Genomic DNA, 25,273 nt, shown 5'->3' with positions numbered 1-25,273 from the left:
GATGACTCGTCGCGGAAACCGGTCCGGACATGAAACAACCCCGACCCGGCTGAACCGAATCGGGGTTTCTTGATGGTGCGCCGCCAGGGACTCGAACCCCGGACCCGCTGATTAAGAGTCAGCTGCTCTGACCAACTGAGCTAGCGGCGCCCGCAACACGTGTAACTGTATCAGCCGCCGAACACTCCCCGCACCACGCGCGCGTCAGCCCAGGCGCTCGGCCAGCCTGCCGTACGCGTCCAGCATCGTGTCCCAGAAGCGGTCCACGTCCAGGTGGGTGCCGACGAGCGCGTTGGGGACACGGTCCATCGGCCGGAAGTCCACGACGGTCATGCCCCGGGTGTGCTCGCCCCTGGTCTCCACGTCGACCACGGCCGGCGTCATCGTCACCAGGGCCGGGTCCAGCACGTACGCCACCGCGCACGCGTCGTGGATGGTGGGTCCGCCGTCGGCGGTGACCACGCCGTAGGAGGTGGCGGCGGGGATCAGGAACTCGGCCAGCCGGCCGAGCGGCCGCATGCGGTCGAGCACCGCGGAGGTGACGACGGCGGTGAGCGTCACGTCCAGGCCCAGCATCTTCACCGTCCAGCCGGACCTGAAGACGATGGCTGCGGCCTCCGGGTCGGCGAGCATGTTGAACTCGGCGGCCGGGTTGTGGTTGCCGCGCGTGTAGGAGCCGCCCATGATGACCAGGTCGCGGGCCCACTCCACGACGCGCGGCTCCCTGCGGACGGCGAGCGCGATGTTGGTGAGCGGGCCGATCGCGACGAGGGTGACCTCGCCGGGGGCGGCGCGCAGGGTGTCGATGATGACGTCGACCGCGTGCCCGTCCGCCGCCGCGCGCACCGGTTCGGGGAGCACGGCGGCGCCGAGGCCGGTGGGTCCGTGCACGTGATCGGCGCGGACGACGGGGTGCAGGAGGGCGCCGGGGCTTCCCGGGGCGACCGGGATGTCGCCCAGGTCCAGGAACTCCCGCAGCGCCAGCGCGTTCCTGGTGGTCACGGCCAGGTCGGCGTTGCCGCCCACGGTGGTGACGGCGACGACCTCCAGACCGGGCGCGCCGGCCGCGAGGGCCAGGGCCATGGCGTCGTCGATGCCGGGATCGCAGTCAATGAGGATCTTCGTCACGGAACCGTACGATACGCAAAGATCAAAAAGTCGGAGCCGGGCGGTCTGCCGCCCGGCTCCGGTGGGTATGAGACCGGGGCCGGGCAGTTCCCCCAAATCTGCCCGACCCCGGTCCGGTGGCGGTCCAGGCCGGTCGGCTTTCCCCCAAAAGCCCCGGCGGTCCCGCGCTGCAGACGAGCGGTCCCCCTCCGCTGCCTGCTTTTCGGTGTAGGTCTCTCGGCCGGTCACCATGCTTCCGACCTGTCTACGACGCTACCGGGGCCTATGCAACGACCGCGTCATAACGCAGTCGAATATCCGTTTAATCAGGGCTACGGGATCTCCAAACGGACCTCGGTGCCCTCTTCGAGCGAGCGGCCGACGGTGCAGTACTTCTCGTGCACCCGGTGCGCCACCGCCCTGAACACCTCGTCGGCCTCCTCCGAGGGCAGCTCGACGTCGTAGCGGACGGTGACGGGACCCAGGCGGTTCGGCTCGACCTTGTCGGCCGAGACCTCCATGGCCAGGCGCACCAGCCGCTGGCCGCGCTTGGCGGTCAACGGCTCGACGGTGACGATGTGACACCCGCCCAGCGCCGCGAGCAACAACTCGACAGGCGTGAACACGCCGTCCTCCGCACCACCCATCCGCACCTGGGCGCCTCTGGCATTGGTCGCCAGGAATCCGCCGTCCTCGGTCCGCTCTACCCGCACGTTAGCCATGTTTTAGACCTTACTCAGATGCTTCTCATCTTCGAGACGCATCGTTCAATCATGGCTAGTGAGCGGAAATTCCTCGGTTCCCTCCTCTTCTGTCTGGGAGCGGGTGCGGCGCCGGCCGCGTACCTGCTCGGTCACGCGTCCCCGGTCACGAGCGCGGCTCTGGCCGTGTACGCGGTGGCGGCCGTCATGGCGGTACGCGTCCACGGCCGGCACACGAAGGGCACCGTGCTCATCGCCACCGGGCTGGAGCCCGGCGCGCTGCGGGGGCTGCTGGCCGGCAAGGGCGCGGACACCGTCGCCGTCTACCGCACCGAGCGGGTCGACGCCGAACTGCTCGACCTTCACCAGCGGTACGGCCTGGTGCTGGTGGTCGGCGCGGAGCACGACCCGCGGACGAAGGAGCGGCTGAGCGCCTCCGGCCTGAGCAGGCAGGTTCCGGACATCGTCGAGCGCGAGGTGATCCTCGCCGGCCCCCGGCACTTCCAGCGGTACGTGCGCGGCGCGCTCTCCCGGCTGGCCGTCCCCGGCGCCCAGGTGCGGACGGCCAGGACACGGTAAAAGGCCGGTAAAGCTGCGACATACCCTTAACCCGACATTACGGACGTTATGAGAGTGTTACTGGGGACAAGGAGGCGAAGGTGACGACTTTCCCCGGAACGGCCCGTGTCGGGAACTTCATGGGCACACACGTCAGTGTCGACATCCGTACCGCCCTGCCGACGCGGGAGCTCACTCCCGTGCTCGACCACGCGTTCAGGTGGCTGCGGTGGGTGGAAGAGACGTTCGACCCGGACGACGAGGACAGCCAGATCTTCCGCCTCAACCGCGGGCAGACCCTGCGTCAGGTGCCGGAGCTCGTCGAGGTGCTCCACCGGTGCGACGAACTGAGCAAAGCGACCGACGGCTGGTTCGAGGCCCGGATCAACGGCAGGGTCGACCCGTCCGGCTACATCAAAGGCTGGGCGCTGGAGCGGCTGTCACGGGCGCTGACGCAGTCGGGAGCGGTGGACCACCTCATCGACGCCGGCGGCGACATCCGGGTGCGCGGCTCGGCCTCGCCGGGCAAGCGCTGGCGGATCGGCGTCCGCGACCCGAAGACCGGGGTGGTGCGCAGGGTCCTGTTCGCCCACGACCTGGCCGTCGCGACCTCCGGCCGCGCCGAGATCGTGAACCCCCGTACGGGCGAGCGGCAGGAGGCTCTGTCGTCCGTCACCGTGCTCGGTCCCGACCTGGGAGTGGCGGACGCCTACGCCACCGCCATGTACGCGATGGGACCGGTGCTCGCCAGGCGCTTCGGGATCGAGCTGGGCGAGGGCCCGTACCAGAGCCTGATCGTGACCCGTGACGGCCAGGAGTTCGGCACCCCCGGCCTGGCCGCCTACAGCGGGGCGGGCACCCTGCTGGCCGGCTAGCTGGCCGGCTAGCTGGCCGGCTAGCTGGCCGGCTAGGCGTCGGGATGCTCGCGTAGATACTCAAGGTAGACGGGGCGCAGCGCCGCCCCCAGGTTGCCCTCGCCCGCGGTCATCGCGTCGCTCAGCAGCGCCGAGACGCGGGTGAGGTCGGCCGTCGTCTCGCTCGCGTGGCCGGTGGCCGCCTCGGCCGCGGGGATCACCTTGAGCAGGTTCCACAGGAACCCGAGGTCCCCATGGCGGACGGCGTAGCGCACGGCGCGTTCGTGCAGCTCGCTGTCCGACAGCGTTTCGAGTCCGGTGGCGTCCATCTCGCTCCTCCCTGGTAACCTCCCCCTTTCCCGGGCGAGCGGGGCGGTAACGCATCGGGATCCGCTCCGGCCTATCCGTATGGCGACGGCAGTGGGAGGATCAAGCAGCGTGAGATTCATCATCAGAACCCTCGCGGCCGCGGTCGCGCTCTGGGTGGCGGTCCAGTTCCTCGACGGCATCGACGTGACGGCGCCGGAGTATTCGGCGAGCTACTGGGGCACGCTCCTCGTCGTCGCGCTGATCTTCGGCCTCATCAACGCCATCGTCAAACCCATCGTGAAAGGCCTCGGGTGCGCGCTGATCGTGCTCACCCTCGGGTTGTTCCTGCTGGTCATCAACGCCGCCATGCTGCTGCTGACCAGCTGGGTGGCCGGCCAGCTGAGCATCCCCTTCCATGTCGACTCCTTCTGGCCCGACGCGTTCTTCGGCGCGATCATCATCAGCGTGGTGACCTGGCTGCTCAGCTGGCTCATCCCCGACGACTGAGGTCGGCCACCGACTCGCGCTCGCGCAGGGTGGGCAGCTGGACGACGCGCCGGCGCTCGCCCTGGCCGTCGGCCGCGTCGGTCATGAGGCGGACGGCCGCGCCGACGATGCCGTCGATGTTCCAGTCGACGGTGGACAGCTCGGGAGTGAGCAGGCCGGACATCGGGTGGTCGTCGTAGCCCATCACCGAGACGTCGCCGGGGATCGACAGCCCCAGCTCGCGGGCGGCGGCGTAGACGCCGTAGGCGATGGAGTCGGCGAAGCAGAAGACGGCGCTCGGCCGGGCGCCGCCGAGCAGGTCGCGGGCGGCCCGCGTGGCGGCGATCGGGCCGTGCGCGGCGCTCGCCACCTCGATGTCGAGGCCCAGCCGCTCGGCCTCGGCCAGGACGTGCACGTCGGCGGGACGGTCGGGGGTGCTGGGCCGGGTGGGGGTGAGCACGCCGACGCGGCGGTGGCCGAGCGCCCGCAGGTGCTCCAGCGCGAGCGTGACGCCGCGCCGGTTGTCGAAGACGACCTCGGCGGCGGTGCCGCGCAGCGAGTCGCCGACCGCGACCACCGGCAGCGACGCGCACAGCTCGGGCCAGAACGGCGCGGCGGGGTCGAGCGGCTGCACGATGAGGCCGTCGACGCGCTGGTCACGCAGCTGGCCGGCGAGCGCCCGCTCGCGCGCCGGGTCGCCGGCGGCGTCGAGGATGAGCGCGTAGCGGTCGCGTTCGCGCAGGCCCCTGCTGATGCCCACGGCCAGCGACTGCTGCCAGAGGTCCTCCAGCGAGGCGCAGAGCAGCCCGATCATGCCGGTGCGGCCGCTGGCCAGGGCGCGGGCGATCGGGTCGGCCTCGTAGCCGAGCTCGGCCGCGGCGGCGCGGACCCGCTCGACGGTCTCGGGCGCGACCTGCACGCCGCGCAGCGCGTAGGAGACGGCGGCCTGGGACAGGCCCGTGGCGCGCGCCACCTCCCGGATCGTCGCTCGCTTGCGGGGCATCCCGCCACGATAAACGCCGCCACCGACATTCCGGTGACCGCGTGGTAACGCCCCGGTCACGCCGCGCGTTCAGGCACTCCGCGTCCCCGCGATCAGACGCCATCCAAGCCGCCGTCCCCAGGTCCGTGTTCAGGCGGCGGGCTTCCTCAGCACGCAGCAGCTCCCGCACGGCTCGGCGTCCGGCAGCGTCACCCACAGGCAGCAGGTACGGCGGAAGTATCCGTCGCCGGACGGCTCGATCAGTCCGTCGACCGGCTCGCCGACGCGCCTGAGCAGGTCCATGTAGTCGCCGGGCACCATCGAGATCAGAGGGTGCGCGAACGCCTCGGCCGTCGAGCCCCACAAGGTCCGCTCGCCCACCCTGGCCATCGAGCCGATCGCCTTGACCAGAGGCCGCTGCGACTCCGCCAGCGCCTCCCGGATCGCGCCGGCGCCCTCCGTCCAGCTCACCCGGCTCGCCGCGATCGTCACCCCGGCGTCGGAGCGCCTGACGTACGTGTCGGCCAGCTTCATGATCGGCACGCGCCCGTCCAGCGCCCAGCCGAGCGCCATCGGCAGCGTGTGCCAGTAGCCGTAGGTCTTCCAGAACAGCGCCGCGCCGACGTGGCGTGGCGCGTTCCAGCGCGCCGCCGTCTCGTCGACCAGCTCGCCCAGCACCGTGTACGGCTCCCGCACCAGACCGGCGACGGCCGTCCAGCTCTCGTCGGGCTCGATGACCAGGCCCGGCTCCACGCCCAGCACGCCACCGCGCTCGGCGGCGACGCGTTCCAGCACCTCGGTCAGCACCCCGGAACCCCTTCGCTAAAGGTTAGCCTTGCCTAAGGTAGCAGGGCGTCCCGCGAACCATCCGGTGACCAGCTGCGCCCCCACCACGCCCAGCCCGGCCGCCAGCGGCACGGACCAGCCACCGGACACCTGCCCCAGATACCCGAACAGCAGCGGGCCGAGCGCCGCGATCACGTACCCGAGCGACTGCGCCACCGCGGACAGCGCCGTCACCGCCGCCGGGTCGGCCGGGCGCAGCGCGATGATCAGCAGCGCCAGCGCGAACGACGCGCCCTGACCGATGCCCAGCACGATCATCCACAGCCACGGCACCGTCGTCGGCGCCACCAGCACCCCCAGGTAGCCGAGGCCGGTCAGCACACCCGCCGCCATCACGTACGGCACCTGCGACGCCCGCCGCCCGGCCAGGACCGGCACCCCCAGCGTGGCGGCCACCTGGACCAAAGTCGTCAGCCCGAGCAGGTAACCGGCCTGGTCGGCGGGCAGCCCGGCGTCCAGGAAGATCTTCGGCAGCCACGTCAGCATGATGTAGAACGTCGCCGACTGCAGCCCCATCCAGGCCGTCACCTGCCAGGTCACCCGGCTGCGCAGGACCGCCCGGATGGGCCGCGGCCCCTGCGGGGGGAGCACCTGCCTGCCGAACACCTGCGGCAGCCAGAGCAGGGCGGCGGCCAGGGCCGGCACGGCCATCAGCGCCGACACGCCGCGCCAGTCGTGACCGGTGGCGTTCTCCAGCGGGATGACCAGGGCCGAGGCGCCCGCCGCGCCGCCCACGATGGCCGAGGAGTAGACGCCGGTCAGCAGGTTCAGCCGGTGGGGGAAGTGCTGCTTGACGATGGCGGGCATGATCACGTTCATCACGGCGATGGCCGTCGCCGCGACGGCCGAGCCTGCGTACAGGACCGGGGCGCCGTCGAGGACCCGCAGCACCACCCCGAGCGCGAGCAGCAGCAGGCCGGCCAGGAGCGTGCGGTCCAGCCCGATGCGGCGGGCGAGCAGCGGCGCCAACGGCCCGAACACGCCCAGGCAGATCACCATGACCGTGGAGATGCCGCCGGCTCCTGCGGGGCTGAGCCCGACGTCGGTCATGATCTCGTCGAGGAGCGGCGAGACCCCGGCGATGGCGGGCCGGAGGTTCAGCCCGGCCAGCACGATGCCGGCGACGAGCAGTGCGGATCTGAACGACATCGGGTTCCTCCTGTCGCACAGTGCTTTGACAACGTTGTCCGGCACTGCGAGGTGAGAAAGGATCCTAGACGTGAGACCGACGATGAAGGACGTCGCCTCGGCCGCGGGCGTCGCGCTCAAGACCGTGTCCCGCGTGGTCAACGGCGAGCCCGGCGTGCATCCGGCGACCGCCGACCGGGTGCGCGCCGCCATCGACCGGCTCGGCTACAGCCGCAACGAGAGCGCCCGCGTGCTGCGCCGGGGCCGCACCGCCACCATCGGCCTGGTCATCGAGGACGTCGCCGACCCCTTCTACGCCGGGCTGAGCCGGGCCGTGGAGTCGGTGGCCGCCGCCCACGGGTGCCTGCTGCTCAGCGGGTCGTCCAGCGAGGACGCGGAGCGCGAGCGGGAGCTGGTGCTCACGTTCTGCGCGCGGCGGGTCGACGGGCTGATCGTGGTGCCCGCCGGCGAGGACCACTCCTACCTGCGGCCCGAGCTCGACGCGGGCACCCCGGCCGTGTTCGTGGACCGGCCGCCGGGGCCGGGGATCGACGTCGACACGGTGCTCGCCGACAACGCGGGCGGCGCGGCGCTGGCCACCCGGCACCTCGTCGCGCACGGGCACAGCAGGATCGCGTTCCTCGGCGACGAGCCGTCGATCTTCACGGCCGCGCGGCGGCTGCACGGCTTCCGGACCGCGCTGGGTCACCTCTACGACGAGCGGCTGGTGTGCATGCGGTCCCCCGCGCTCGACACCGTACGGGCGGCGCTCGACCGGATGCTGGCCCTGGACCGGCCGCCGACGGCGGTGTTCACCGGCAACGGGCGGCTCACCGTGACGGCCCTGCGCGCGCTGGCGGGGCGGCGCGGGCCGGCGGTGGTCGGGTTCGACGACTTCGAGCTGTCGGACCTGCTCGGCGTGACGGTGGTGGCGCAGGATCCGGCGCGCATGGGGCGGGTGGCGGCCGAGCTGCTGTTCCGCAGGCTCTCGGGCGACACCGGACCCGCCGAGCACCCGGTGCTGCCGGTCGGCCTCGTCCCCCGCGGCTCGGGCGAGCTGCCCCCGTGAGACCCGCTGAGATCGACGCGCCGCACCCCAGAGAGCTTCGGCCGAACGATTCCCCTCCCTGACGCGGGCGGCCCCGTCAGCGGACGCGGTCCCGAATCCGGGGCTACGGCGGGCTGAGCGGGCCGTCAGGCACGCATGACGGCGCCGAGCCCGAGGGGTTTCCCAAAAGGTCGTGATTTTTCTGAACTTACGGCAGGGTCGACGGGCCTCAGGCACCCGTTGCGGCGCCCTGCCCGAGAGGGGATCAACGGATCAGGGGGTTCGGGTGGGGGTCTGTTCGGCGGTGATTCTCCCCGGGGCAGGCTCCGGGCGGAGGGGCCGCCACAGGGCCAGGGCGGCGAGGACGCCGGCGGCGCCCGCGACCACGATCCCGAGCCGGGGTGAGAACACCTCGCCCACGACGCCGATGAGCGCCGCGCCCACCGCCTGCCCGGTCATCAGCCCCGTCGACAGCAGCCCGAACGCCTGCCCGCGCACGTCCTCGGGCACGGCGTCGACGAAACGGCGCTGCAGCCCGAGCTGGTAGGCGAGGCCCGCGGCCGCGACGGCGGCGAGGGCGGCGGCCCACCCGACGCCGGGCGCGGCCAGGAACCCCAGCCACGGCACCCCGAGCAGCACCGCCAGCGGCAGCGAGAGCCGTTCCCGCAGCGCCGGCGCGGCGAACCGGCCGACGGCGAACTCCCCCACGGCCATCCCGGCGGCGGCCGCGGCCAGCACCACGCCGGCCTTGCCCTGCCCGCCCAGGTACGGCACGATCATCGCCTCGCCCCCGGCCAGGAACAGCGGCGGCACCCACGACGCCAGCAGCAGCCCGCGCACCCGCCGGTCGGCGAGCAGCACTCTGTTGACCCGCAGCGTGGTCCGCACCGCTCCGGAAGCGGAGCCCCGCCGGTCAGTCTGGCGGGGCGGACCGGGCGGAAGGCCGAAGCGGAGGATCAGGGCGCCGAAGGCGGAGAGCGCGGCGGTGGCCGCGAGGGCGCCCTGGGGGCCGGTGGCGGCCAGGAAGGCGCCGCCCACGGCCAGGCCGCCGATCTGGGCTCCGGCCGAGGTGACGCCCAGGAGCGACCGTCCCAGGACGAACGCGTCACCGGGCAGCACGTCCGGCAGCATGGCGCTGCGCGCGGCGCCGAAGACGGGCGAGAACAGCCCTGTGACCAGCACCAGCGCCAGCATCGCCCAGACCGGCAGCCCCGCGTACGCCAGCAGCAGGCACACCACCACCCTGACCAGTTCGCCCACCACCATGAGCCCCCGCGCGGGCAGCCGGTCGGCCAGCGACAGCAGGAACATGCCACCGACGATGTACGGCAGCCAGCCCACCATGTAGGCGGCCGCGGCCAGCCCGGGCGAGCCGCTCTCCGCGTACACCAGCACCGACAGCGCCAGCATCTTGATCGAGTCGCCGGACACCAGCAGCGCGAAGCTGCCGAACAGCACCCGGAACTCGCGGACGGCGAACACCTCGCCGTAGGTCGCCGCGCGTTCGGTGGACAAGGCGGATCTCCTCAGGAGGGGTGGGAGGGGCGGCCCCGGAGGGAGGGCCGGGGCCGCCTCGTCTGTTCATCCGATGGTGGCCGGGGTCCGAGCTCGCGGCGAAGCTTTCGGATATAACCGAAAGATGGTGTACAGGATCGAGGTCACCCCGCAGGACGTGGCCGCCAGCCGGTTCGCCATCTCGCCGCTGATCGAGACCATGCACGCGCAGTGGCTGCTCGACGGCCGCGGACCGGCGGGCGTGCACCGGCAGTGGGTGGACCGGTGGCGGCCGGCGTACCGGGAGCTGGCGCGCCGCCACCCGGCGCTGCGCGCCACGGCCGTGATCTCCGGCAACCGGGGCGACGCGAACGTGGACTTCATCGCGCCCCCGCCCACCGGCGTGGGCGTGCCGTTCGAGGCGGAGCTGTCCGCCGTCAGGGAGACCCCGATCGAGCAGGCGCACGCCGAGATCGCCGCGGTGCTGGCCCGCCGCCCGCCGCCCGCCGAGGAGGCCAGGACCCTGCTGCTCGGCGCCGACGTGGTGCGGCTCATCGCCGACGCGTACGAGGCGCTCTGGACGGAGATCGTGTCCAGGGAGTGGCCGCACTTCCAGGCGATCCTGGAGCGGGACGTGGTGCACCGGGCAGGGCGGCTGGCGGCCTACGGGTGGGCGGCGGCGCTCGACGGCCTGAGCGAGCAGGTGCGCTGGAACGGCGACGGCCACATCGAGATCGCGATGGGCACGCAGGACGAGTGGTACCGGCTGGGCGGCAAGGGGCTGCTGTTCCTGCCGTCGGCGTTCATCGGCAACCTGGGCGCGTACCTGGAGGAGGCGTGGCCGTCCGCGCTGGTGTACCCCGCCCGCGGGATCGCGGCCGGACGGCGCCGGGCGGGGGCCGGCCTGGCGCGGCTGATCGGGCGCACCCGCGCCCGAGTCCTGGAGGAGCTGGCCGCGCCGGCCACGACCACCCACCTGGCCGCGCTGCTCGGGCAGAGCCTCGGCACCACGGGCGGCCACCTGGCGGCGCTCCGCGAGGCCGGGCTGATCAGCGGCACCCGGACCGGCCGCAGCGTCCTGTACGCGCGCACCCCGCTCGGCGACGCCCTCGTCGCGGGCGCGATCCGGCCGGGCATCCCGGATTCGCGCCAGGATCGCTAGCCTTTCTTCCAGGCGGCGCGAAGGTATAGTCGAGCGCATACGTTCAGCACAATTGTTCAGAGAATCCCCAGGGAGCGCGCGCATGAATGTCGACGCCGCACAGGAAGCCCGCTTCCCCCAGGAGCTGATGTACGCCGCGGCGTCGCAGTACTACCTCCACGACGCCACCCAGGCCGACATCGCCAAACGGCTGGGCGTCAGCAGGGCGACCGTGAGCCGGCTGCTGACCGAGGCGCGCAGGCAGGGCATCGTCGAGATCAAGGTGCACCGCCCCGAACGGCTGGCCGGAGGCCACCTGGCGAGCGAGGTCGCCGCCGCGCTGAACCTCCACGACGTCCACCTGGTCCCCAAGGTCAGCGGCCCCGCGCTGGGCCCGTGGCTGGCCCCCGGCCTGGCCAAGGCGCTGGCGGCGGTGGGGCTGGAGTCGGGCGACGTGGTGCTGGTGTCGTCGGGCAGCACCGTGTACGAGTGCGCGCGCGAAGGGCTCGGCCGCTTCCCCGGCGTGCGGATCGCCCCGGCGGTCGGCGGGCAGCAGGACCCGCAGCCCTGGTTCCAGACCAACGAGACCACCCGGCTGCTGGCCGACCAGGTCGGCGGCGTGCCCCACTACCTGCACGCGCCCGCGCTGCCTGGCCCCGAGCTGTTCTACTCGCTGCAGCACGAGCCGTCGGTGCGCCGGGTGATGGACCTGTGGGCGCAGGCCAGGTGCGCGGTCGTGGGCGTCGGCTCGCCGCCGCTGACGCGCCAGGTCGTGCCCGCGTTCGTGCCGCGCGACGAGCCCAGCCTGCGCAGGGCCGTGGGCGACGTCTGCTCGCGCTTCTACGACCGCGACGGCGAGCCGGTCGACTATCCGGGCAGCGAACGCCTGGTCGCGGCCGGCCTGGAGGAGCTGCGGCGCATCCCGCACTCGATCGCCGTCGCCGTGGGCGGGGAGAAGGTGGCCTCGATCATCGCGGGGGCCAGGGGCGGCTACTTCAACCGGCTCGTGACCGACGCGCTGACCGCCGAGAGCATCCTCGCCGCCACGCGTTGAGCGCCACGCCGGGGTGAACTCGGCGTCGTCCGCATGCCTAAAGTGTGAACACTCGTGCTGGACAAATGTTCTGGCCCCGGCTAGCGTGATGCCCACCACAGGACGTGGCCCGACAGGCGCGTCATTGGTCGCATTCGGGGGACGCGACGCATACGAGATCGTCCGCTGGACGTAGCGAGTGAGGAAAGAACCCGTGAAGAGAATCAAGATGCGGACGTCCGCCTTCGCCGCCGTGGCGGTCCTCGCGACTTCGGCGCTGGCCGCGTGCGGCTCGACCGGCGGCGGCGACGGTGCGGCGACCAGCGGCGCCGAGGGCGGCGCGGAGAACGCCAAGGTGGCGTTCCTCATGCCCGACCTCGCCTCCACCCGGTACGAGCAGCAGGACAAGCCGCTGTTCGAGGCCAAGATGAAGGAGCTCTGCCCCAGCTGCTCCGTCATCTACCAGAACGCCGACTCCGACGCCGCCAAGCAGCAGCAGCAGGCGAACTCCGCGCTGGCCCAGGGCGTCAAGGCCATCGTGATCGACCCCGTCGACTCCACCGCGGCGGCCACCATCGTGCGCGCCGCGCAGGCGCAGCAGGTGCCGATCATCGCCTACGACCGGCCGATCCCGTCCACTCCGGCCGACTACTACATCTCGTTCGACAACGAGAAGATCGGCTCGCTGATCGCCCAGTCGCTGGTCGACCACCTCAAGGCGGAGAACGCCGAGGGCGGCATCCTCCAGGTGAACGGCTCCCCGACGGACGCCGCGGCCGGCCTGATCAAGAAGGGCATCCACAGCGCCGTCGACCCCAGCGGCTTCAAGCTGCTGGCCGAGTACGACACGCCCGAGTGGAGCCCGGAGAAGGCGCAGGCCTGGGTCAGCGGCCAGATCACCCAGTTCGGCGACGACATCGTCGGCGTGGTCGCGGCCAACGACGGCACCGCCAGCGGCACCATCGCCGCCTTCAAGGCCGCGGGCAAGGACGTGCCGCCGGTCACCGGCAACGACGCGGAGATCGCCGCCGCCCAGCGCATCATCAAGGGCGACCAGTACAACACGATCTCCAAGCCGATCAAGATCGTCGCCGAGGCCGCCGCCGACGTCGCCTACCAGTTCATGCAGGGCCAGAAGCCCGAGGGCAAGGACTCCCTGTACGACACGCCCTCCGAGCTCTTCGTCCCGACGGTCGTGACGAAGGAGAACGTCAAGGAGGTGCTGTTCGACAGCGGCATCATGAAGGCCTCCGAGGTGTGCACCGGCGAGTACGCCGAGGGCTGCGCCGCGCTCGACATCAAGTAAGGGGTCCCCGTGTCGCCCACTCAGCAGCCGGACGCAGTCCTGTCCCTGCGCGGCATCAGCAAGACCTTCGGGGCCGTCGCCGCGCTCACCGACATCGAGCTCGACGTGGCCCCGCACCAGGTCGTCGCGGTGGTCGGCGACAACGGCGCCGGCAAGTCCACGCTGGTCAAGATCCTCTCAGGGGTGCATCCGCCGGACTCGGGGACGATCACGTTCGCCGGCCGTGAGGTCGACATCCCCAACCCGGCGGCGGCGCACAAGCTCGGCATCGCCACCGTCTTCCAGGACCTGGCGCTCTGCGAGAACCTCAACGTGATCCAGAACCTGTTCCTGGGCCAGGAGATCCGCCCGCTGCGCCTGAACGACGTGGCGATGGAGACGCGTTCGTGGGAGCTGCTCCGGCAGCTCTCCGCGAAGATCCCGAGCGTGCGGGTCCCGGTGGCGGCGCTGTCCGGGGGCCAGCGCCAGACGGTGGCGATCGCCAGGTCGCTGCTCGGCGACCCGAAGATCATCATCCTGGACGAGCCGACGGCCGCGCTGGGCGTCGCCCAGACGGCCGAGGTGCTCAACCTGGTCGAGCGGCTGCGCGAGAACGGCCTGGGCGTGATCATGATCAGCCACAACATGGCCGACGTGAAGGCCGTGGCCGACAAGGTCGCGGTGCTCAGGCTCGGCCGCAACAACGGCGTCTTCGACGTCGGCGACGTCTCCGCCGAAGACATCATCGCCGCGATCACCGGGGCCACCGACAACGCGGTGGCCCGGCGGGCGTCCCGGCGTCAGGAAGGGCTCCCGTCATGAAGGACACGGTGAACAGCACGACGGGCGGCACGACGGGCGGCACGGTCGCCACGGACCACCAGGACGAGCGGCTGCAGCGGCGCGAGGGCCTGCGCGGCGCGTTCACCGACGTGGTCGAGCGGGCGCGCGGCGGCGACCTCGGCGTGATCCCGGTCGTGGTCGGGCTGATCGTCATCTGGAGTGTGCTGCAGATCCTCAACCCGATCTTCCTGTCCAGCCAGAACCTGGTGAACCTGACGATGGAGTCGGCCGCGGTCGGCGTCATCGCGCTGGGCATCGTCTGCGTCCTGCTGGTCGGCCAGATCGACCTGTCCGTCGGCTCGGTCAGCGGCCTGTCGGGCGCGGTGCTGGCGGTGCTCTTCGTGGACCAGGGGCTGCCGGTCTGGGTGGCGATCTCGGCCGCGGTCATCATCGGCGCCGCCGTCGGCTGGGTGTACGCGCAGCTGTTCAACAGGTTCGGCGTGCCCAGCTTCGTCATCACGCTCGCGGGCCTGCTCGGCTTCCTCGGCCTGCAGCTGTACGTGCTCGGCACCAAGGGCGCGATCAACCTGCCGTTCGACTCGGGGCTGGTGAACTTCGCCCAGCTCGCCTTCGTGCCCGCCTGGCTTTCGTACACGCTGGCGGTGGTCGCGGCCGGGTGGCTGTTCGCGAGCGGCTACCTGCACGCCAGGGAGCGCCGCAAGGCCGGGCTGTCGTCGAAGAGCACCTCGGCGCTGGTCGTGCGGAGCGCCGCGCTGCTGGTGGCGCTGCTGTTCATGGTCTGGTACCTGGGACAGACGCGCGGCGTCGGCTGGATGTTCGTGTTCTTCGTCGCGCTGGTGCTGGTCATGCACTACCTGCTCTCGCGTACGCGGTGGGGCAGGTCGGTGTACGCGGTCGGCGGCAACGTCGAGGCCGCCAGGCGCGCCGGCATCAACGTCAGGACCATCTACACCTCGGTGTTCGTGCTCTGCTCCTCCTTCGCGGCGGTCGGCGGCATCCTCGCCGCGGCCCGGCTCGCGGCGGCCAACCAGAGCAGCGGCGGCGGCGACGTCAACCTCAACGCCATCGCCGCGGCGGTCATCGGCGGCACGAGCCTGTTCGGCGGGCGCGGCACCGCGTTCGGCGCGCTGCTCGGCATCATCGTCATCCAGTCGATCTCCAGCGGCCTGACGCTGCTGAACCTCGACTCCTCCATCCGCTTCATGGTCACCGGGGCCGTCCTGCTCCTGGCGGTGGTCGTCGACTCCGTCTCGCGCCGGTCGAGGACCTCGCACGGCAGGGCATGATGGCGGCCATCTGCGTCGACGCGGGCACCACGGTGATCAAAGCCGTCGGCTACGACGCCCGGGACGCCGAGTCCGCGGTGTCCAGGCGGCCCACGACCGTCTCCAGACCCGTACCCGGACACGCCGAGCAGGACATGGCCGCGGTCTGGGACGCCGTCGAGGCGACCGTGCGCGAGGTGGCCGCCGCGCTCGGCGAGCCGGTGGACTTCGTGGCCGTGACCGCGCAGGGCGACGGCTGCTGGCTGGTCGACTCCGCCGGAGAGCCCACCGGCCCGGCCATCCTGTGGAACGACGGCCGCGCGGCCGGGATCGTCGACGGCTGGACCCGGTCCGGGCTGGCCGCGCGGGCCTTCCGGGTCAACGGCTCGTCGGCGGCCTCCGGGCTGCCGCACGCGATCCTCGCCTGGCTGAAGGAGCACGACCCCGCACGACTGGCCCGCTCCGCCGCCGCACTCACCTGCGGCGGCTGGATCTTCGCGCGGCTGACCGGCGAGCTCGCCGCCGACGAGTCCGACGCCTCCGCCCCGTTCATGGACCTGCGCGCCCGCCGCTACGCGCCCGAGCTGCTTGAGCTGTTCGGGCTGGAATGGGCGCAGCGGCTGCTGCCCGGCATCCGCGACGACGACCGGCGCACAGCCGGGCTGTCGAAGCGGGCGGCGGAGCGACTCGGGCTGGCCGAGGGCACGCCCGTGGTGCTGGCCCCGTACGACATCGTCACGACCGCGCTCGGCGCGGGCGCGGTCAGCCCGGGGCAGGCGTGCGGCATCCTCGGCACCACGCTCTGCGTGGAGACCCTGGTCGAACGGCCGGACCTGGACGGCGACCCGGTCGGCATCACGATCGCGGCGCCGGGCGGCTACCTGCGCGCCTTCCCCACGTTCGCCGGCACCGAGGTGATCCAGTGGGCCTGCCGGATGCTCGGCCTGGACCGGCCCGCCGAGCTGAGCGAGCTGGCCGCGCGGAGCGAACCGGGGGCGCGCGGGCTGGCGTTCCTGCCCTACTTCTCCCCCGCCGGTGAGCGGGCGCCGTTCTCCGACCCGTACGCCAGGGGCGCGTTCCTCGGCATGTCCGTCGAGCACGGCCGCGAGCACCTCGCCCGCGCCGTGCTGGAAGGGCTCACGCTCGTCGTCCAGGACTGCCTGGCCGCCACCGGCGCCGCCCCGCGCGAGCTGCGGGTCTGCGGCGGCGGCTCGGCGAGCGGGCTGTGGCTGCGGCTCATCGCCGCCGTCACCGGGCTGCCTGTGCTGCGCCCGGCCGACGCCGAGGTCGGCGCGAGGGGCGCCTTCCTCGTCGGGCTCGCCGCCACCGGCGCCGCGACGATCCAGGACGCCGCCGCCCGGCACGTGCGGCTCGGGGACGTCGTGGAGCCCGAGCCCGGCCCGTACGCGAGCGCGTACCGGGACTTCCTGACCCTGCGCGAGCACGCGGCCCGATCCTGGCCGCTGCTCGCCGAGATGCGGAGCAGGTCATGAGCGCGTGGATCGGGATCGACCTCGGCACCCAGAGCGTGCGCGCGATGGTCGTGGACGCCGGCGGGCGGGTGCTCGGCGCGGCCGTCCGCCCGCTGACCAGCCGCCGCGACGGCGTCCGGCACGAGCAGGACCCCGAGGAGTGGTGGCAGGCGCTGGCCGCGGCCACCCGCGAGGCGCTGCGCGACGTGCCCGCCGGGCGGATCGAGGGGGTCGCGGTCGACGCCACGTCCGGGACGATCCTGCTCACCGCGCCGGACGGGACGCCGCTGACGCCCGCGCTCATGTACGACGACAGGCGCGCCGCCGGGATCGTGGACCGGGTGAACGAGGTGGGCGCGCCGGTCTGGGAGCGGCTGGGTTACCGGCGCATGCAGACCAACTGGGCGCTGCCCAAGCTGCTGTGGCTGCTCGGCGACGCCCCGGCGGGGGCCCGCCTGGCCCACCAGAGCGACCTCGTCAACCGCCGGCTGGCCGGGCGCGAGGTGGCGACCGACCTGGGCAACGCGCTCAAGACCGGGGTGGACCTGATCGACGAACGCTGGCCGTCCGACGTCCTGTCCGCGCTCGGGGTGCCCGCCGGCGTGCTGCCCGCCGTGGTACGTCCCGGCACCCGCGTCGGCGCGGTCTGCGCGGAGGCGGCCAGGGCCACCGGCATCCCGCGGGGCACCCCGGTGATCGCGGGGACCACCGACGGGTGCGCCGCCCAGCTCGGCGCGGGCGCGCTGACCCCCGGGAGCTGGAACTCCGTCCTGGGCACCACCCTCGTGCTCAAGGGCGTCACCCGCGAGCCGGTGCGCGACCCGCTCGGCGTCGTCTACTCACACCGCGCCCCGGACGGGTCCTGGCTCCCGGGCGGCGCGTCGAGCACCGGCGCCGGCGTCCTCTCCCGCGACCTCCCTGGCCTCGACCTCGACGCCCTGTCCCTGGAAGCCGCCACCCGCTACGCCCCCGCAACCTCCACAGGCCTCACGCACGGCCGCTCGGGCTCCTCAGGTGCCACGTACGGTCGCGTGGACTCCCCGGGTGGCACGTACGGTCGCCGGGACTCCGCAGCCGTGGATGGCACGTACGGCCGCAGGAGCTCCTCGGACGTGGACAGTCCGTACGGTCGCGGGACCACCGTGGGCGCGTACCCTGCGGGCCGGGGCGGAGGCGGCGGCCCGCTGGATCCGGCAGGGCTGCCGATCACGTATCCGCTGGTCTCGCGGGGTGAGCGGTTCCCGTTCGCGGCGCCGGACGCCGAGGGTTTCACGCTCGGTGAGCCCGCCGACGACGTGGAGCGGTATGTCGCGATCCTGCTCGGCGCGGCGTTCGTCGAACGGCTCTGCTTCGACTACCTCGACCTGCTCGGCGCCCCCGTGGACGGCGAGATCATCCTCACCGGCGGCGCCACCCGCAGCGCGTACTGGACCCAGCTCCGCGCCGACGTCCTCGGCCGTCCGGTGACCCTCCGGGAGAACGCCGAACCGGCACTCGGCATGGCCGTCCTGGCAGCCGGAGCCACCGACACGGCCGGAACCGCGGGCACGACCGGCGCCGCAGACGCCGCCGCCCGCATGATCCGTACCCGCGAGGTCGTCGAACCCTCCGGCGCCGGCCTGCGCGAACCGTACCTGCGCTTCGTCACCGCCCTGGAAGAGCGCGGCTGGCTCCCCACCCCCGCCGCCGCCCACGCCCGCCAAAGGAGCGAGCGATGACCCCGCCCGCACACACAGCGCGGCCCGCCCAGGGCGCGCGGCCAACGCATACGGTGCAGCCCGCAAGGGTGCAGCCCGCAAGGGTGCAGCCCGCAAGGGTGCAGCCCGCAAGGGTGCGGCCCGCGGCCGAGCCTCAGCCGTCGCAGGCGGCACGACCCTCGCGAGCGGAACCGCCGCGAGTGGCGCCGGACGAGGGCGGGGCGCGGTTTGCGGGGCTGGTGGGGATCGTTGGAAACGGGATGAGGGGGACGTGGTGACCGACGCAAGGGCCGCGACGCTGGTGCTGGTGCGGCATGGTGAGACCGTCTGGCACGCCGAGAACCGCTACGCGGGGATCAGCGACGTGGAGCTGACCCCGCGCGGTCACGAGCAGGCGCGGCAGCTAGCCGGATGGGCCGCCGGGGCGGGACTGAGCGCGGTGTGGGCGTCCACGCTGAGCCGGGCCCAGATCACCGCCGGTGCCAGCGCCGAGGCGGCCGGGGTGCGGCTGCGGGTGGACGAGCGGCTGAGGGAGCTGGACTTCGGCCAGGCCGAGGGCCTGACCGCGCGCGAGATGCGCGAGCGCTTCCCCGAGGCCCGCGCCGCCTTCGAGGCCGACCCCGGCGCGAACCCGCTGCCCGGCGGCGAGGACCCGGCCGCCGCCGCGGACCGGTTCACGGCCGCGCTGCGCGACATCGCCGCCGCCGACCCGGACGGGCGGGTGCTCGTCGTCGCGCACACCACCGCCATCAGGATCGCCCTGTGCCGCCTCGTCGGCGTGCCGCTCGGCGAGTACCGGCGGCTGTTCCCGCGCCTGGACAACTGCGCCCTCACCGAGCTGCGCCTGCGCGACGACGCGCCCCGGGCCGCGATCCTGCAGTACAACACCCCGATTGGAGCCGTTCGTTGACCATCCGAGTGCTTGCCGCCGGCGACCACTTCGTCCGGAACGACCTGCTGGCCGGCGCGCTGCGCCGCGAGGTCACCGGTGGCCTGGCGATCAGCGAGCTCACCCTGCCGTGGCCGGTCGTCCCGTTCGGCCCCGTGGGCGAGGTCGACGAGGCGTCGGACGTGGAGGACGAGCTGATCGCCGCGCTGCGGGGCGTGGAGGTGTGCGTGACCCAGATGGCCCCGCTCACCAGGCGCGTCCTCGACGCCTGCCCCGACCTGCGGCTGTTCTGCGTCAGCCGGGGCGGCCCGGTGAACGCCAACCTGGAGGCCGCCACCGAGGCCGGCGTGGCGGTCACCTTCGCCCCCGGGCGCAACGCGGTGGCCACCGCGGAGCACACGATGGCGCTGCTGCTCGCCGCCACCCGCCGGATCCCGCAGACGCACGGCGACCTGGCCGGGGGCGTCTGGCGCGGCGACTACTACACCTACGACAGGGTCGGCCCGGAGCTGGAGGGCAGCACGGTCGGCCTGGTCGGCTACGGCGCGATCGGCCGCCGGGTGGCCCGCATGGTGGAGGGCTTCGGGGCCGAGGTGCTCGTGTACGACCCGTACGTGGACGTGCCGGGACAGGTGGAGCTGGACGAGCTGCTGCGCCGCTCCCGGTTCGTGTCGCTGCACGCGCGGGCCACGCCCGAGACCACCGGCATGATCGGCGCCGAGCAGCTCGCGCTGATGCCGCGCGGCTCGGTGCTGGTCAACTGCGCGCGCGGCGCGCTGCTCGACTACGACGCGCTCTGCGACGCGCTGGAGTCGGGCCACCTGTTCGGCGCCGGCGTGGACGTCTTCTCCGAGGAGCCGATCCCGGCCGGCTCGCGGCTGCTCGCCGCGCCGAACCTGGTGATGACCCCGCACCTGGCCGGCGCCAGCAAGGAGACGGCCATGAAGGCCGCCTCCATCGTGGCCGCCGACGTGGCCAGGTACGCCCGCGGTGAGCCGCCGGCGCACTGCGCCAACCCCGCCGTCACCCTTTCAGCGCGCCGGCCATCAGGCCGCGCATGAAGAACCGGCCGAGCAGCACGTAGATGAGCATGGTCGGGATCGACGCCAGGATGGCCGCGGCCATCTGCTGGCTGTAGGGGGTGGCCTGGGCGCCGGCGATGTTGTTCAGCATCACCGTGGCCGGCCAGCTCTGCGGGCCGGTGAGGAAGACGGCGAACAGGAAGTCGTTCCACAGTGAGGTGAACTGCCAGATGATCACCACCGCGATCGCCGGCCCCGACACCGGCAGGACGACCGACCAGTACGTGCGCAGCATCCCCGCCCCGTCCACCCGCGACGCCTCGATCAGCTCGTCCGGGATCGTCACGTAGTAGTTGCGGAAGATCAGCGTGGAGATCGGGATCCCGTACACCACGTGGGCCAGCACCAGCCCGGGGATGCCGCCGTACCAGACACCCTGCATCCCGGTCAGCTCGTTCAGCCCGACGAGCAGCTGCACCAGCGGGATCATCACGCCCTGGTACGGGATGAACATGCCGAACAGGAACAGCGTGAACAGCACGTCCGCGCCGGGGAAGCGCCACTTGGAGAGCACGTACCCGTTCATCGAGCCGAGCGCGCACGACAGGATCGAGCCGGGCACGGCCAGCAGCACGCTGTTCCACAGGCCGGGCGCGAGCTTCTCCCACGCGACCCGCCACGCCTCGAACGTCCACGTCTGCGGCAGGTTCCACGCCTGGCCGGGGTCCGCTTCGGTGAGCGGCTTGAAGCTGGTGACCAGCAGCACGTAGATGGGGATCAGGAAGATCACCACGAACGCGATCAGGACCGCCAGCTTCGCGAGCGAGAAGGCCCGGCGCCTGCGCCCCGCCACCGCGACCGCCGTCATGGCCGCCTCTCCTTACGTACGGACCAGATCAGGTACGGGATCACGAAGACGGCCACGCTGAGCACGATGTAGGAGGCGATGGTCGCCCCCTTGGCCGGATCGTGGGAGTCGAAGACCGCCACCCACATGAACACCGCCGGCACGTCGGTGATGACCTGCTTGCCGGAGACCGCCACGATCAGGTCGAACACCTTGAGCGAGATGTGCCCGAGGATGATCAGCGCCGACAGGGTGACCGGGCGCAGCAGGGGCAGCACCACGTGCCGGTAGACGCCCCACTCGGTGCAGCCGTCCACCCGCGCCGCCTCCCGCAGCTCCTCGGGGACGCCGCGGAACCCCGCCAGGAATAACGCCATGACATATCCGGACATCTGCCAGATCGCAGGGATGGCCATGGCCGCCATCCCCCAGTCCGGGTCCCGGAACCACTGCCATTGCGGCAGCCCGAGCCAGTCGAACATCCGGTTCAGCCCGACCGCCCGCTCGTCCTGGCCCGAGTTCATCAGCCACCGCCACACGATGCCGGTGGCGACGAACGACACGGCCATCGGGAACAGGTAGATCGCCCGGAACGTGCCCTCGCCGCGGACGCCCTTCTCCATCAGGAACGCCAGGAACCACCCGAGCACCAGCGCCCCGGCCACGAACACGACCGTGAACATGATCGCGTGGTTGACCGAGAGATGCCATCGGGCCTCGTCCCAGATGCCGATGAAGTTCGTCAGCCCGACGAACTCCCCCTCGGACACCTCGTCGTGCTTGTCCGTCATGGCCAACTGGAAGTTCCACCCCAGCATGCCGTACACGAACACGCCGATCGCCACGATCGACGGCGCGACGAGGAGCAGCCCCGGGAGCCAGGCGCGCACTCGTCTCACCGACCACTCCCTCCGTGAAAAGGCACGGCAGGCGCGTGCCGCGCCTGCCGTGCCGTCGTCCTACTGGGCGTTCGCCGCCGCGGCGTCCGCCAGGCCCTTCTGCAGCGCGGCCACGTCCTGCGTGCCGAGGAACAGGCCGACCTGCGTGTTGATCTCGGCCAGCCACGGCTGGTTGACCGCGACGCCGTGCTGGATGGAGCCGGCGAGCTTGTCGGCCGACCAGTCCTTCAGCGCGTCGGCCAGATAGTCGGTGTAGAGCGCCTGGTCGGCGTCCTTGCGGGCGGGGATGGAACCCTTCTTCGGGTTGAACGCGTCCTGGCCCTCCTTGCTGGCGGCGACCTTCAGCCACGCGACGGCGCCGTCACGGTTCTTGGCGCCCTTGGGGAGTGTGAAGCTGTCCGACAGCCACAGGTACGTGCCCTCGGTGCCGGGAGAGGGCGCCCAGTCGAAGTCGGTCTTCGACGTCTTGCCGAGGCCGCCCTCCGGCGGGTTGTGGAAGTAGCCGTACGCCCAGTCGCCCATGACGTTGAACGCGGCCTCGCCGTCGGCCACCTGCTTGGCTGCGGGCTGCCAGTCGTCCTGCGGGTCTCCCGCGTACGACATGATCTTCTTGAAGTCCTCCAGCGCCTTGGTCACCCCGGCGCTGTTCCAGTCGGCGCCCGGCAGGAACAGGGCGTTGTAGGCGTCGGTGCCGAGCGAGCCGAGCAGCACGCTCTCCAGCAGGTGGACCGCGGTCCACTCGGAGCCGATCGACAGCGGGATCTTGCCGGTGGCCTTGACCTTCTCCAGGGCCGTGAGGAACTCCTCGATGCTCTTCGGCGCGCCGGCCACGCCGGCCTCCTTGAGCACGGCCGGGTTGAACCACAGGACGTTCGACCTGTGGATGTTGACCGGCACCGAGTAGATCTTGCCGTCCACGCTGATCTGCTCGATGAGCTGGGAGGGGAAGACGTCCTGCAGCTTCAGCTCGTCGTAGAGGAAGTTCAGCTCCTCCAGGTCGCCCGCCTTGATGTAGCCCTGCAGCTCGGCGCCCGCGTGTCCCTGGAACGTGTCCGGCGGGGTGTCGGCCTGCAGCTTGGAGGCGAGCAGCGCCTTGGCCTTGTCGCCCGAGCCGCCCGCCACGGCGGCGTCGAAGAACGTCTGGCCGGGATTCTGCTGCTCGAAGATCTGCCGCATGGCCTGCAGGCCGTCGGCCTCGCCGGGGCCGGTCCACCACGAGAAGACCTCGACCTGCTGCTTCCCGCCGCTCGGCTGGCCGCCGGCCGTGTCACCACCGCCGCCGCCGCAGGCGGAAAGGCCCAGCACGCTCGCAAAAGTGATCGCGGCGGCTGCCATCCACCGTCGTCTCATCGCACACCATCCCTTCGAGAAGCCCCCGAACTTCGGTGAGTTGACAACGTTGTCAGTAGGGCCATCAACCCATCTCGCCCGCTGATGCGTCAAGGACGTGCGGATAACAGGTCGGCATACTCCCCCGGCAACGCGAAGGAACATCGCATGCGGATTCGCCGGTGCGGGCGGGAACAACACCAGGTATGGCCGACGAGCCCCTCGAACTGGGCGAGATATCCCTCTCCGACTGGCACGCGCACACCGACAAGATGGCCGAGGTGGGGTTCCTGACCATCGCCCGGCGCCTCCCCTCCCTCATCCGCCAGGCGATGGGCATGGCCTGGCGGGCCAGCCCCCGCGACACCGTGGCCACCGTCTCGCTCAACCTGCTGGGCGGCGTCTTCACCGCGTTCGGGCTGCTGGCGACCACGGGCGTGCTCAACGCCCTGTTCAGTGAGGGGCCCACGCCCGACCGGGTGCGGGCGGCGCTGCCCGGCCTGATCCTGGTCGCCACCGCCGCCGCGCTGCGCACCGCCGTCACGGCGGGCGCCGGCTGGGCGCAGGCCCGGCTCACCCCCCAGGTCGCCCGGCTGACGGAGGAGCGGCTCTACGGCCTGACCAGCCGCGTGGAGCTGGTCTCCTACGACGACCCGGCGTTCCACGACTCGCTCCAGCGGGCCAGGCTGCGCGGCGTGTCGGTGGCCGACACGGTGGTGACCTCGGCCATCGACGTGGTGACCGCCGCCGTGGGCATCGCCGCCGTGGCCGGCGTGCTCGGCGTCCTCCACCCGGTGCTGCTGCCGCTGCTGCTGCTCGCGGTGCTGCCCGACGCGTGGGCCGCGGTGCGCAGCGCCAGGATGCGCTACACGACCATGTTCGCGCTGATCCCAGTCATCCGCCGCAAGTGGATCACCGCCGACCTGCTGGCAGAGCGCGACCCGGCCGCCGAGGTCCGCTCGTTCACCATGCGCGGTTTCCTGCTGCGCATGTACGACGCGGTCGCCAGGGCGGAGCAGGAGGTGATGCTCCGGCTGGCCAGGCGGCAGACCGTCGCCAAGCTGGTCGGCGAGGCGCTCGGCGGGCTCGGCAGCGGCCTGGTCTACGTCGCGCTCGGCATCCTGCTGGCCCTCGGCGCCATCCCGCTCGCCGTCGCCGGCACCGCCGTGCTCGCCATCCGCTCCGGCTCCCAGTCGCTGGCCAATCTCATGTACGCCACCAACCGGCTCTACGAGGAGGGCCTCTACTTCACCGACTTCGTGGAGTTCTGCGCCGACGCCGAGCGGCGCCAGCCCGACCCGAGCCGCTCCCCCGCCCCCGAGCGCTTCGAACGGATCAGCGCCCGCGACCTGACCTTCACCTACCCCGGCTCCGACGAGCCCGCGCTGCGCGGCGTCAGCGTGGAGATCAAGCGGGGCGAGGTCATCGCCTTCGTCGGCGAGAACGGCTCCGGCAAGACCACCCTCGCCAAGATCCTCTCAGGGTTGTACGAGCCCGACACCGGCAGCGTCCTGTGGGACGACGTCGACCTGCGCCTCGTCAGCCCGGAGGACCTGCGCCTGCGCACCGCCGTCATCGCCCAGGACCACACCCGCTGGCCGCTCAACGCCCGCTACAACATCACCATGGGCACCGGCAAGGGCGAGCCGGCCCTGCACGCGGCGGCCGCGGTGGCCGGGGCCGACGAGGTGATCGCGGAGCTCCCCCACGGCTACCGCACCCTCCTGGACCGCCGCTTCAAGGACGGTCACGAGCTGTCGGGCGGCCAGTGGCAGCGCATCGCGGTCGCCCGCGGCTTCCACCGCGACGCCCAGCTGCTCATCTGCGACGAGCCGACCGCCGCCCTGGACGCCCGCGCCGAACACGCCCTCTTCGAGCGCATCCGCCACCACTCCGACGGCCGCACGGTCCTGCTCATCACCCACCGCCTGGCCAGCGTCCGCTACGCCGACCGCATCTACGTCCTCCGCCACGGCCAGGTCACCGAACAGGGCGACCACGAGACCCTCATGACCCTCGACGGCCTCTACGCCGAGCTCTACACCCTCCAGGCCTCGGCCTACCGCTGACCCGCCGG

24 protein-coding genes and 1 tRNA gene are annotated in these 25,273 nt (G+C 72.3%); 14 read left to right on the top strand and 11 right to left on the bottom strand.

Annotated elements, in window-relative coordinates; translation table 11 throughout:
- Positions 1-73 precede the first annotated feature (73 nt).
- The 3 genes from KME79_RS06940 to KME79_RS06930 all read right to left on the bottom strand — a co-directional run bounded on the left by KME79_RS06940 (position 74) and on the right by KME79_RS06930 (position 1,829).
- A tRNA-Lys gene (locus KME79_RS06940) sits at positions 74-150 on the bottom strand.
- A 54-nt stretch (positions 151-204) separates the two neighbouring features.
- Entirely contained in the window at positions 205-1,128 is a 924-nt protein-coding gene (locus KME79_RS06935) for a nucleoside hydrolase (protein ID WP_219543750.1), read from the bottom strand.
- A gap of 311 nt (positions 1,129-1,439) precedes the next feature.
- On the bottom strand, positions 1,440-1,829 hold the full coding sequence (locus tag KME79_RS06930) for an OsmC family protein (RefSeq protein ID WP_148029562.1): 390 nt from the start codon (positions 1,827-1,829) through the stop codon (positions 1,440-1,442).
- A 51-nt stretch (positions 1,830-1,880) separates the two neighbouring features.
- Here KME79_RS06930 and KME79_RS06925 point away from each other — a divergent pair, with 51 nt between their 5' ends.
- Positions 1,881-2,387 (top strand): ferredoxin reductase domain-containing protein, encoded by a 507-nt coding sequence (locus tag KME79_RS06925; protein ID WP_219543749.1) that lies wholly within the window; start codon positions 1,881-1,883, stop codon positions 2,385-2,387.
- An 80-nt stretch (positions 2,388-2,467) separates the two neighbouring features.
- Positions 2,468-3,241, top strand: a complete 774-nt coding sequence (locus KME79_RS06920) for an FAD:protein FMN transferase (protein ID WP_219543748.1) — start codon at positions 2,468-2,470, stop codon at positions 3,239-3,241.
- A 32-nt stretch (positions 3,242-3,273) separates the two neighbouring features.
- On the opposite strand, the gene KME79_RS06915 is transcribed toward KME79_RS06920, so the two are convergent.
- The gene (locus KME79_RS06915; protein WP_148029559.1) at positions 3,274-3,549 is read right to left on the bottom strand and encodes a hypothetical protein; all 276 of its coding nucleotides are present in this window, start codon (positions 3,547-3,549) and stop codon (positions 3,274-3,276) included.
- 109 nt (positions 3,550-3,658) lie between these two features.
- Here KME79_RS06915 and KME79_RS06910 point away from each other — a divergent pair, with 109 nt between their 5' ends.
- Complete coding sequence (locus KME79_RS06910; RefSeq protein ID WP_148029558.1) at positions 3,659-4,036, top strand: phage holin family protein; 378 nt, start codon at positions 3,659-3,661, stop codon at positions 4,034-4,036.
- On the opposite strand, the gene KME79_RS06905 is transcribed toward KME79_RS06910, so the two are convergent.
- The 3 genes from KME79_RS06905 to KME79_RS06895 form a co-directional block, all read right to left on the bottom strand.
- The gene (locus tag KME79_RS06905) at positions 4,020-5,018 is read right to left on the bottom strand and encodes a LacI family DNA-binding transcriptional regulator (protein WP_219543747.1); all 999 of its coding nucleotides are present in this window, start codon (positions 5,016-5,018) and stop codon (positions 4,020-4,022) included. The genes KME79_RS06910 and KME79_RS06905 overlap by 17 nt on opposite strands.
- A gap of 129 nt (positions 5,019-5,147) precedes the next feature.
- Positions 5,148-5,804, bottom strand: a complete 657-nt coding sequence (locus tag KME79_RS06900) for a (2Fe-2S)-binding protein (RefSeq protein WP_219543746.1) — start codon at positions 5,802-5,804, stop codon at positions 5,148-5,150.
- Between the two features lie 15 nt (positions 5,805-5,819).
- Positions 5,820-6,992: a CynX/NimT family MFS transporter gene (locus tag KME79_RS06895; RefSeq protein WP_219543745.1), complete on the bottom strand. Its 1,173-nt coding sequence runs from the start codon at positions 6,990-6,992 to the stop codon at positions 5,820-5,822.
- 70 nt (positions 6,993-7,062) lie between these two features.
- Here KME79_RS06895 and KME79_RS06890 point away from each other — a divergent pair, with 70 nt between their 5' ends.
- Positions 7,063-8,040, top strand: a complete 978-nt coding sequence (locus KME79_RS06890; protein ID WP_372452406.1) for a LacI family DNA-binding transcriptional regulator — start codon at positions 7,063-7,065, stop codon at positions 8,038-8,040.
- A 252-nt stretch (positions 8,041-8,292) separates the two neighbouring features.
- Here KME79_RS06890 and KME79_RS06885 read toward each other — a convergent pair whose 3' ends face one another.
- Complete coding sequence (locus KME79_RS06885) at positions 8,293-9,534, bottom strand: MFS transporter (RefSeq protein ID WP_246639414.1); 1,242 nt, start codon at positions 9,532-9,534, stop codon at positions 8,293-8,295.
- Positions 9,535-9,658: 124 nt separating this feature from the next.
- Between KME79_RS06885 and KME79_RS06880 the strand changes: the two genes are divergently transcribed.
- The 9 genes from KME79_RS06880 (at position 9,659) to KME79_RS06840 (ending at position 20,160) form a co-directional block, all read left to right on the top strand.
- A complete protein-coding gene (locus KME79_RS06880; protein WP_148029554.1) occupies positions 9,659-10,675 on the top strand; it encodes an ArsR/SmtB family transcription factor in 1,017 nt (338 codons plus the stop codon).
- Positions 10,676-10,757: 82 nt separating this feature from the next.
- Complete coding sequence (locus KME79_RS06875) at positions 10,758-11,708, top strand: sugar-binding transcriptional regulator (protein WP_219543744.1); 951 nt, start codon at positions 10,758-10,760, stop codon at positions 11,706-11,708.
- Between the two features lie 193 nt (positions 11,709-11,901).
- A complete protein-coding gene (locus tag KME79_RS06870) occupies positions 11,902-12,993 on the top strand; it encodes an ABC transporter substrate-binding protein (protein ID WP_219543743.1) in 1,092 nt (363 codons plus the stop codon).
- A 9-nt stretch (positions 12,994-13,002) separates the two neighbouring features.
- Positions 13,003-13,794, top strand: coding sequence for an ATP-binding cassette domain-containing protein (locus tag KME79_RS06865; protein ID WP_219543742.1), 792 nt, complete (start codon positions 13,003-13,005; stop codon positions 13,792-13,794).
- A complete protein-coding gene (locus KME79_RS06860) occupies positions 13,791-15,062 on the top strand; it encodes a sugar ABC transporter permease (protein WP_219543741.1) in 1,272 nt (423 codons plus the stop codon). Before KME79_RS06865 ends, KME79_RS06860 begins: the two co-directional genes overlap by 4 nt.
- Complete coding sequence (locus tag KME79_RS06855) at positions 15,059-16,534, top strand: FGGY-family carbohydrate kinase (RefSeq protein ID WP_246639413.1); 1,476 nt, start codon at positions 15,059-15,061, stop codon at positions 16,532-16,534. Before KME79_RS06860 ends, KME79_RS06855 begins: the two co-directional genes overlap by 4 nt.
- The gene (locus KME79_RS06850; RefSeq protein ID WP_219543740.1) at positions 16,531-18,231 is read left to right on the top strand and encodes an FGGY-family carbohydrate kinase; all 1,701 of its coding nucleotides are present in this window, start codon (positions 16,531-16,533) and stop codon (positions 18,229-18,231) included. The genes KME79_RS06855 and KME79_RS06850 overlap by 4 nt, the downstream gene beginning before the upstream one ends.
- Before the next feature lie 253 nt (positions 18,232-18,484).
- Positions 18,485-19,120, top strand: coding sequence for a histidine phosphatase family protein (locus tag KME79_RS06845; protein WP_219543739.1), 636 nt, complete (start codon positions 18,485-18,487; stop codon positions 19,118-19,120).
- On the top strand, positions 19,117-20,160 hold the full coding sequence (locus tag KME79_RS06840; protein ID WP_219543738.1) for a 2-hydroxyacid dehydrogenase: 1,044 nt from the start codon (positions 19,117-19,119) through the stop codon (positions 20,158-20,160). The genes KME79_RS06845 and KME79_RS06840 overlap by 4 nt, the downstream gene beginning before the upstream one ends.
- Here KME79_RS06840 and KME79_RS06835 read toward each other — a convergent pair.
- From KME79_RS06835 to KME79_RS06825, 3 genes are read right to left on the bottom strand one after another with little or no spacing between them, the layout of a single operon-like run.
- On the bottom strand, positions 20,123-20,989 hold the full coding sequence (locus KME79_RS06835; protein ID WP_219543737.1) for a carbohydrate ABC transporter permease: 867 nt from the start codon (positions 20,987-20,989) through the stop codon (positions 20,123-20,125). The two genes, KME79_RS06840 and KME79_RS06835, sit on opposite strands and share 38 nt — an antisense overlap.
- The gene (locus KME79_RS06830; protein WP_148029547.1) at positions 20,986-21,867 is read right to left on the bottom strand and encodes a carbohydrate ABC transporter permease; all 882 of its coding nucleotides are present in this window, start codon (positions 21,865-21,867) and stop codon (positions 20,986-20,988) included. Before KME79_RS06830 ends, KME79_RS06835 begins: the two co-directional genes overlap by 4 nt.
- A 60-nt stretch (positions 21,868-21,927) precedes the next feature.
- Entirely contained in the window at positions 21,928-23,217 is a 1,290-nt protein-coding gene (locus KME79_RS06825) for an ABC transporter substrate-binding protein (protein WP_148029546.1), read from the bottom strand.
- A 185-nt stretch (positions 23,218-23,402) separates the two neighbouring features.
- Between KME79_RS06825 and KME79_RS06820 the strand changes: the two genes are divergently transcribed.
- Positions 23,403-25,265 carry an ABC transporter ATP-binding protein gene (locus tag KME79_RS06820; RefSeq protein WP_219543736.1) on the top strand — a complete coding sequence of 621 codons (1,863 nt, stop codon included), beginning with the start codon at positions 23,403-23,405 and terminating at the stop codon, positions 25,263-25,265.
- Positions 25,266-25,273: the final 8 nt, after the last annotated feature.

The sequence above is a fragment of the Nonomuraea harbinensis genome (assembly GCF_019396385.1).
GTDB classification, from domain to species: domain Bacteria; phylum Actinomycetota; class Actinomycetes; order Streptosporangiales; family Streptosporangiaceae; genus Nonomuraea; species Nonomuraea ferruginea.
This window is presented reverse-complemented; position numbering and strand designations above follow the sequence as displayed.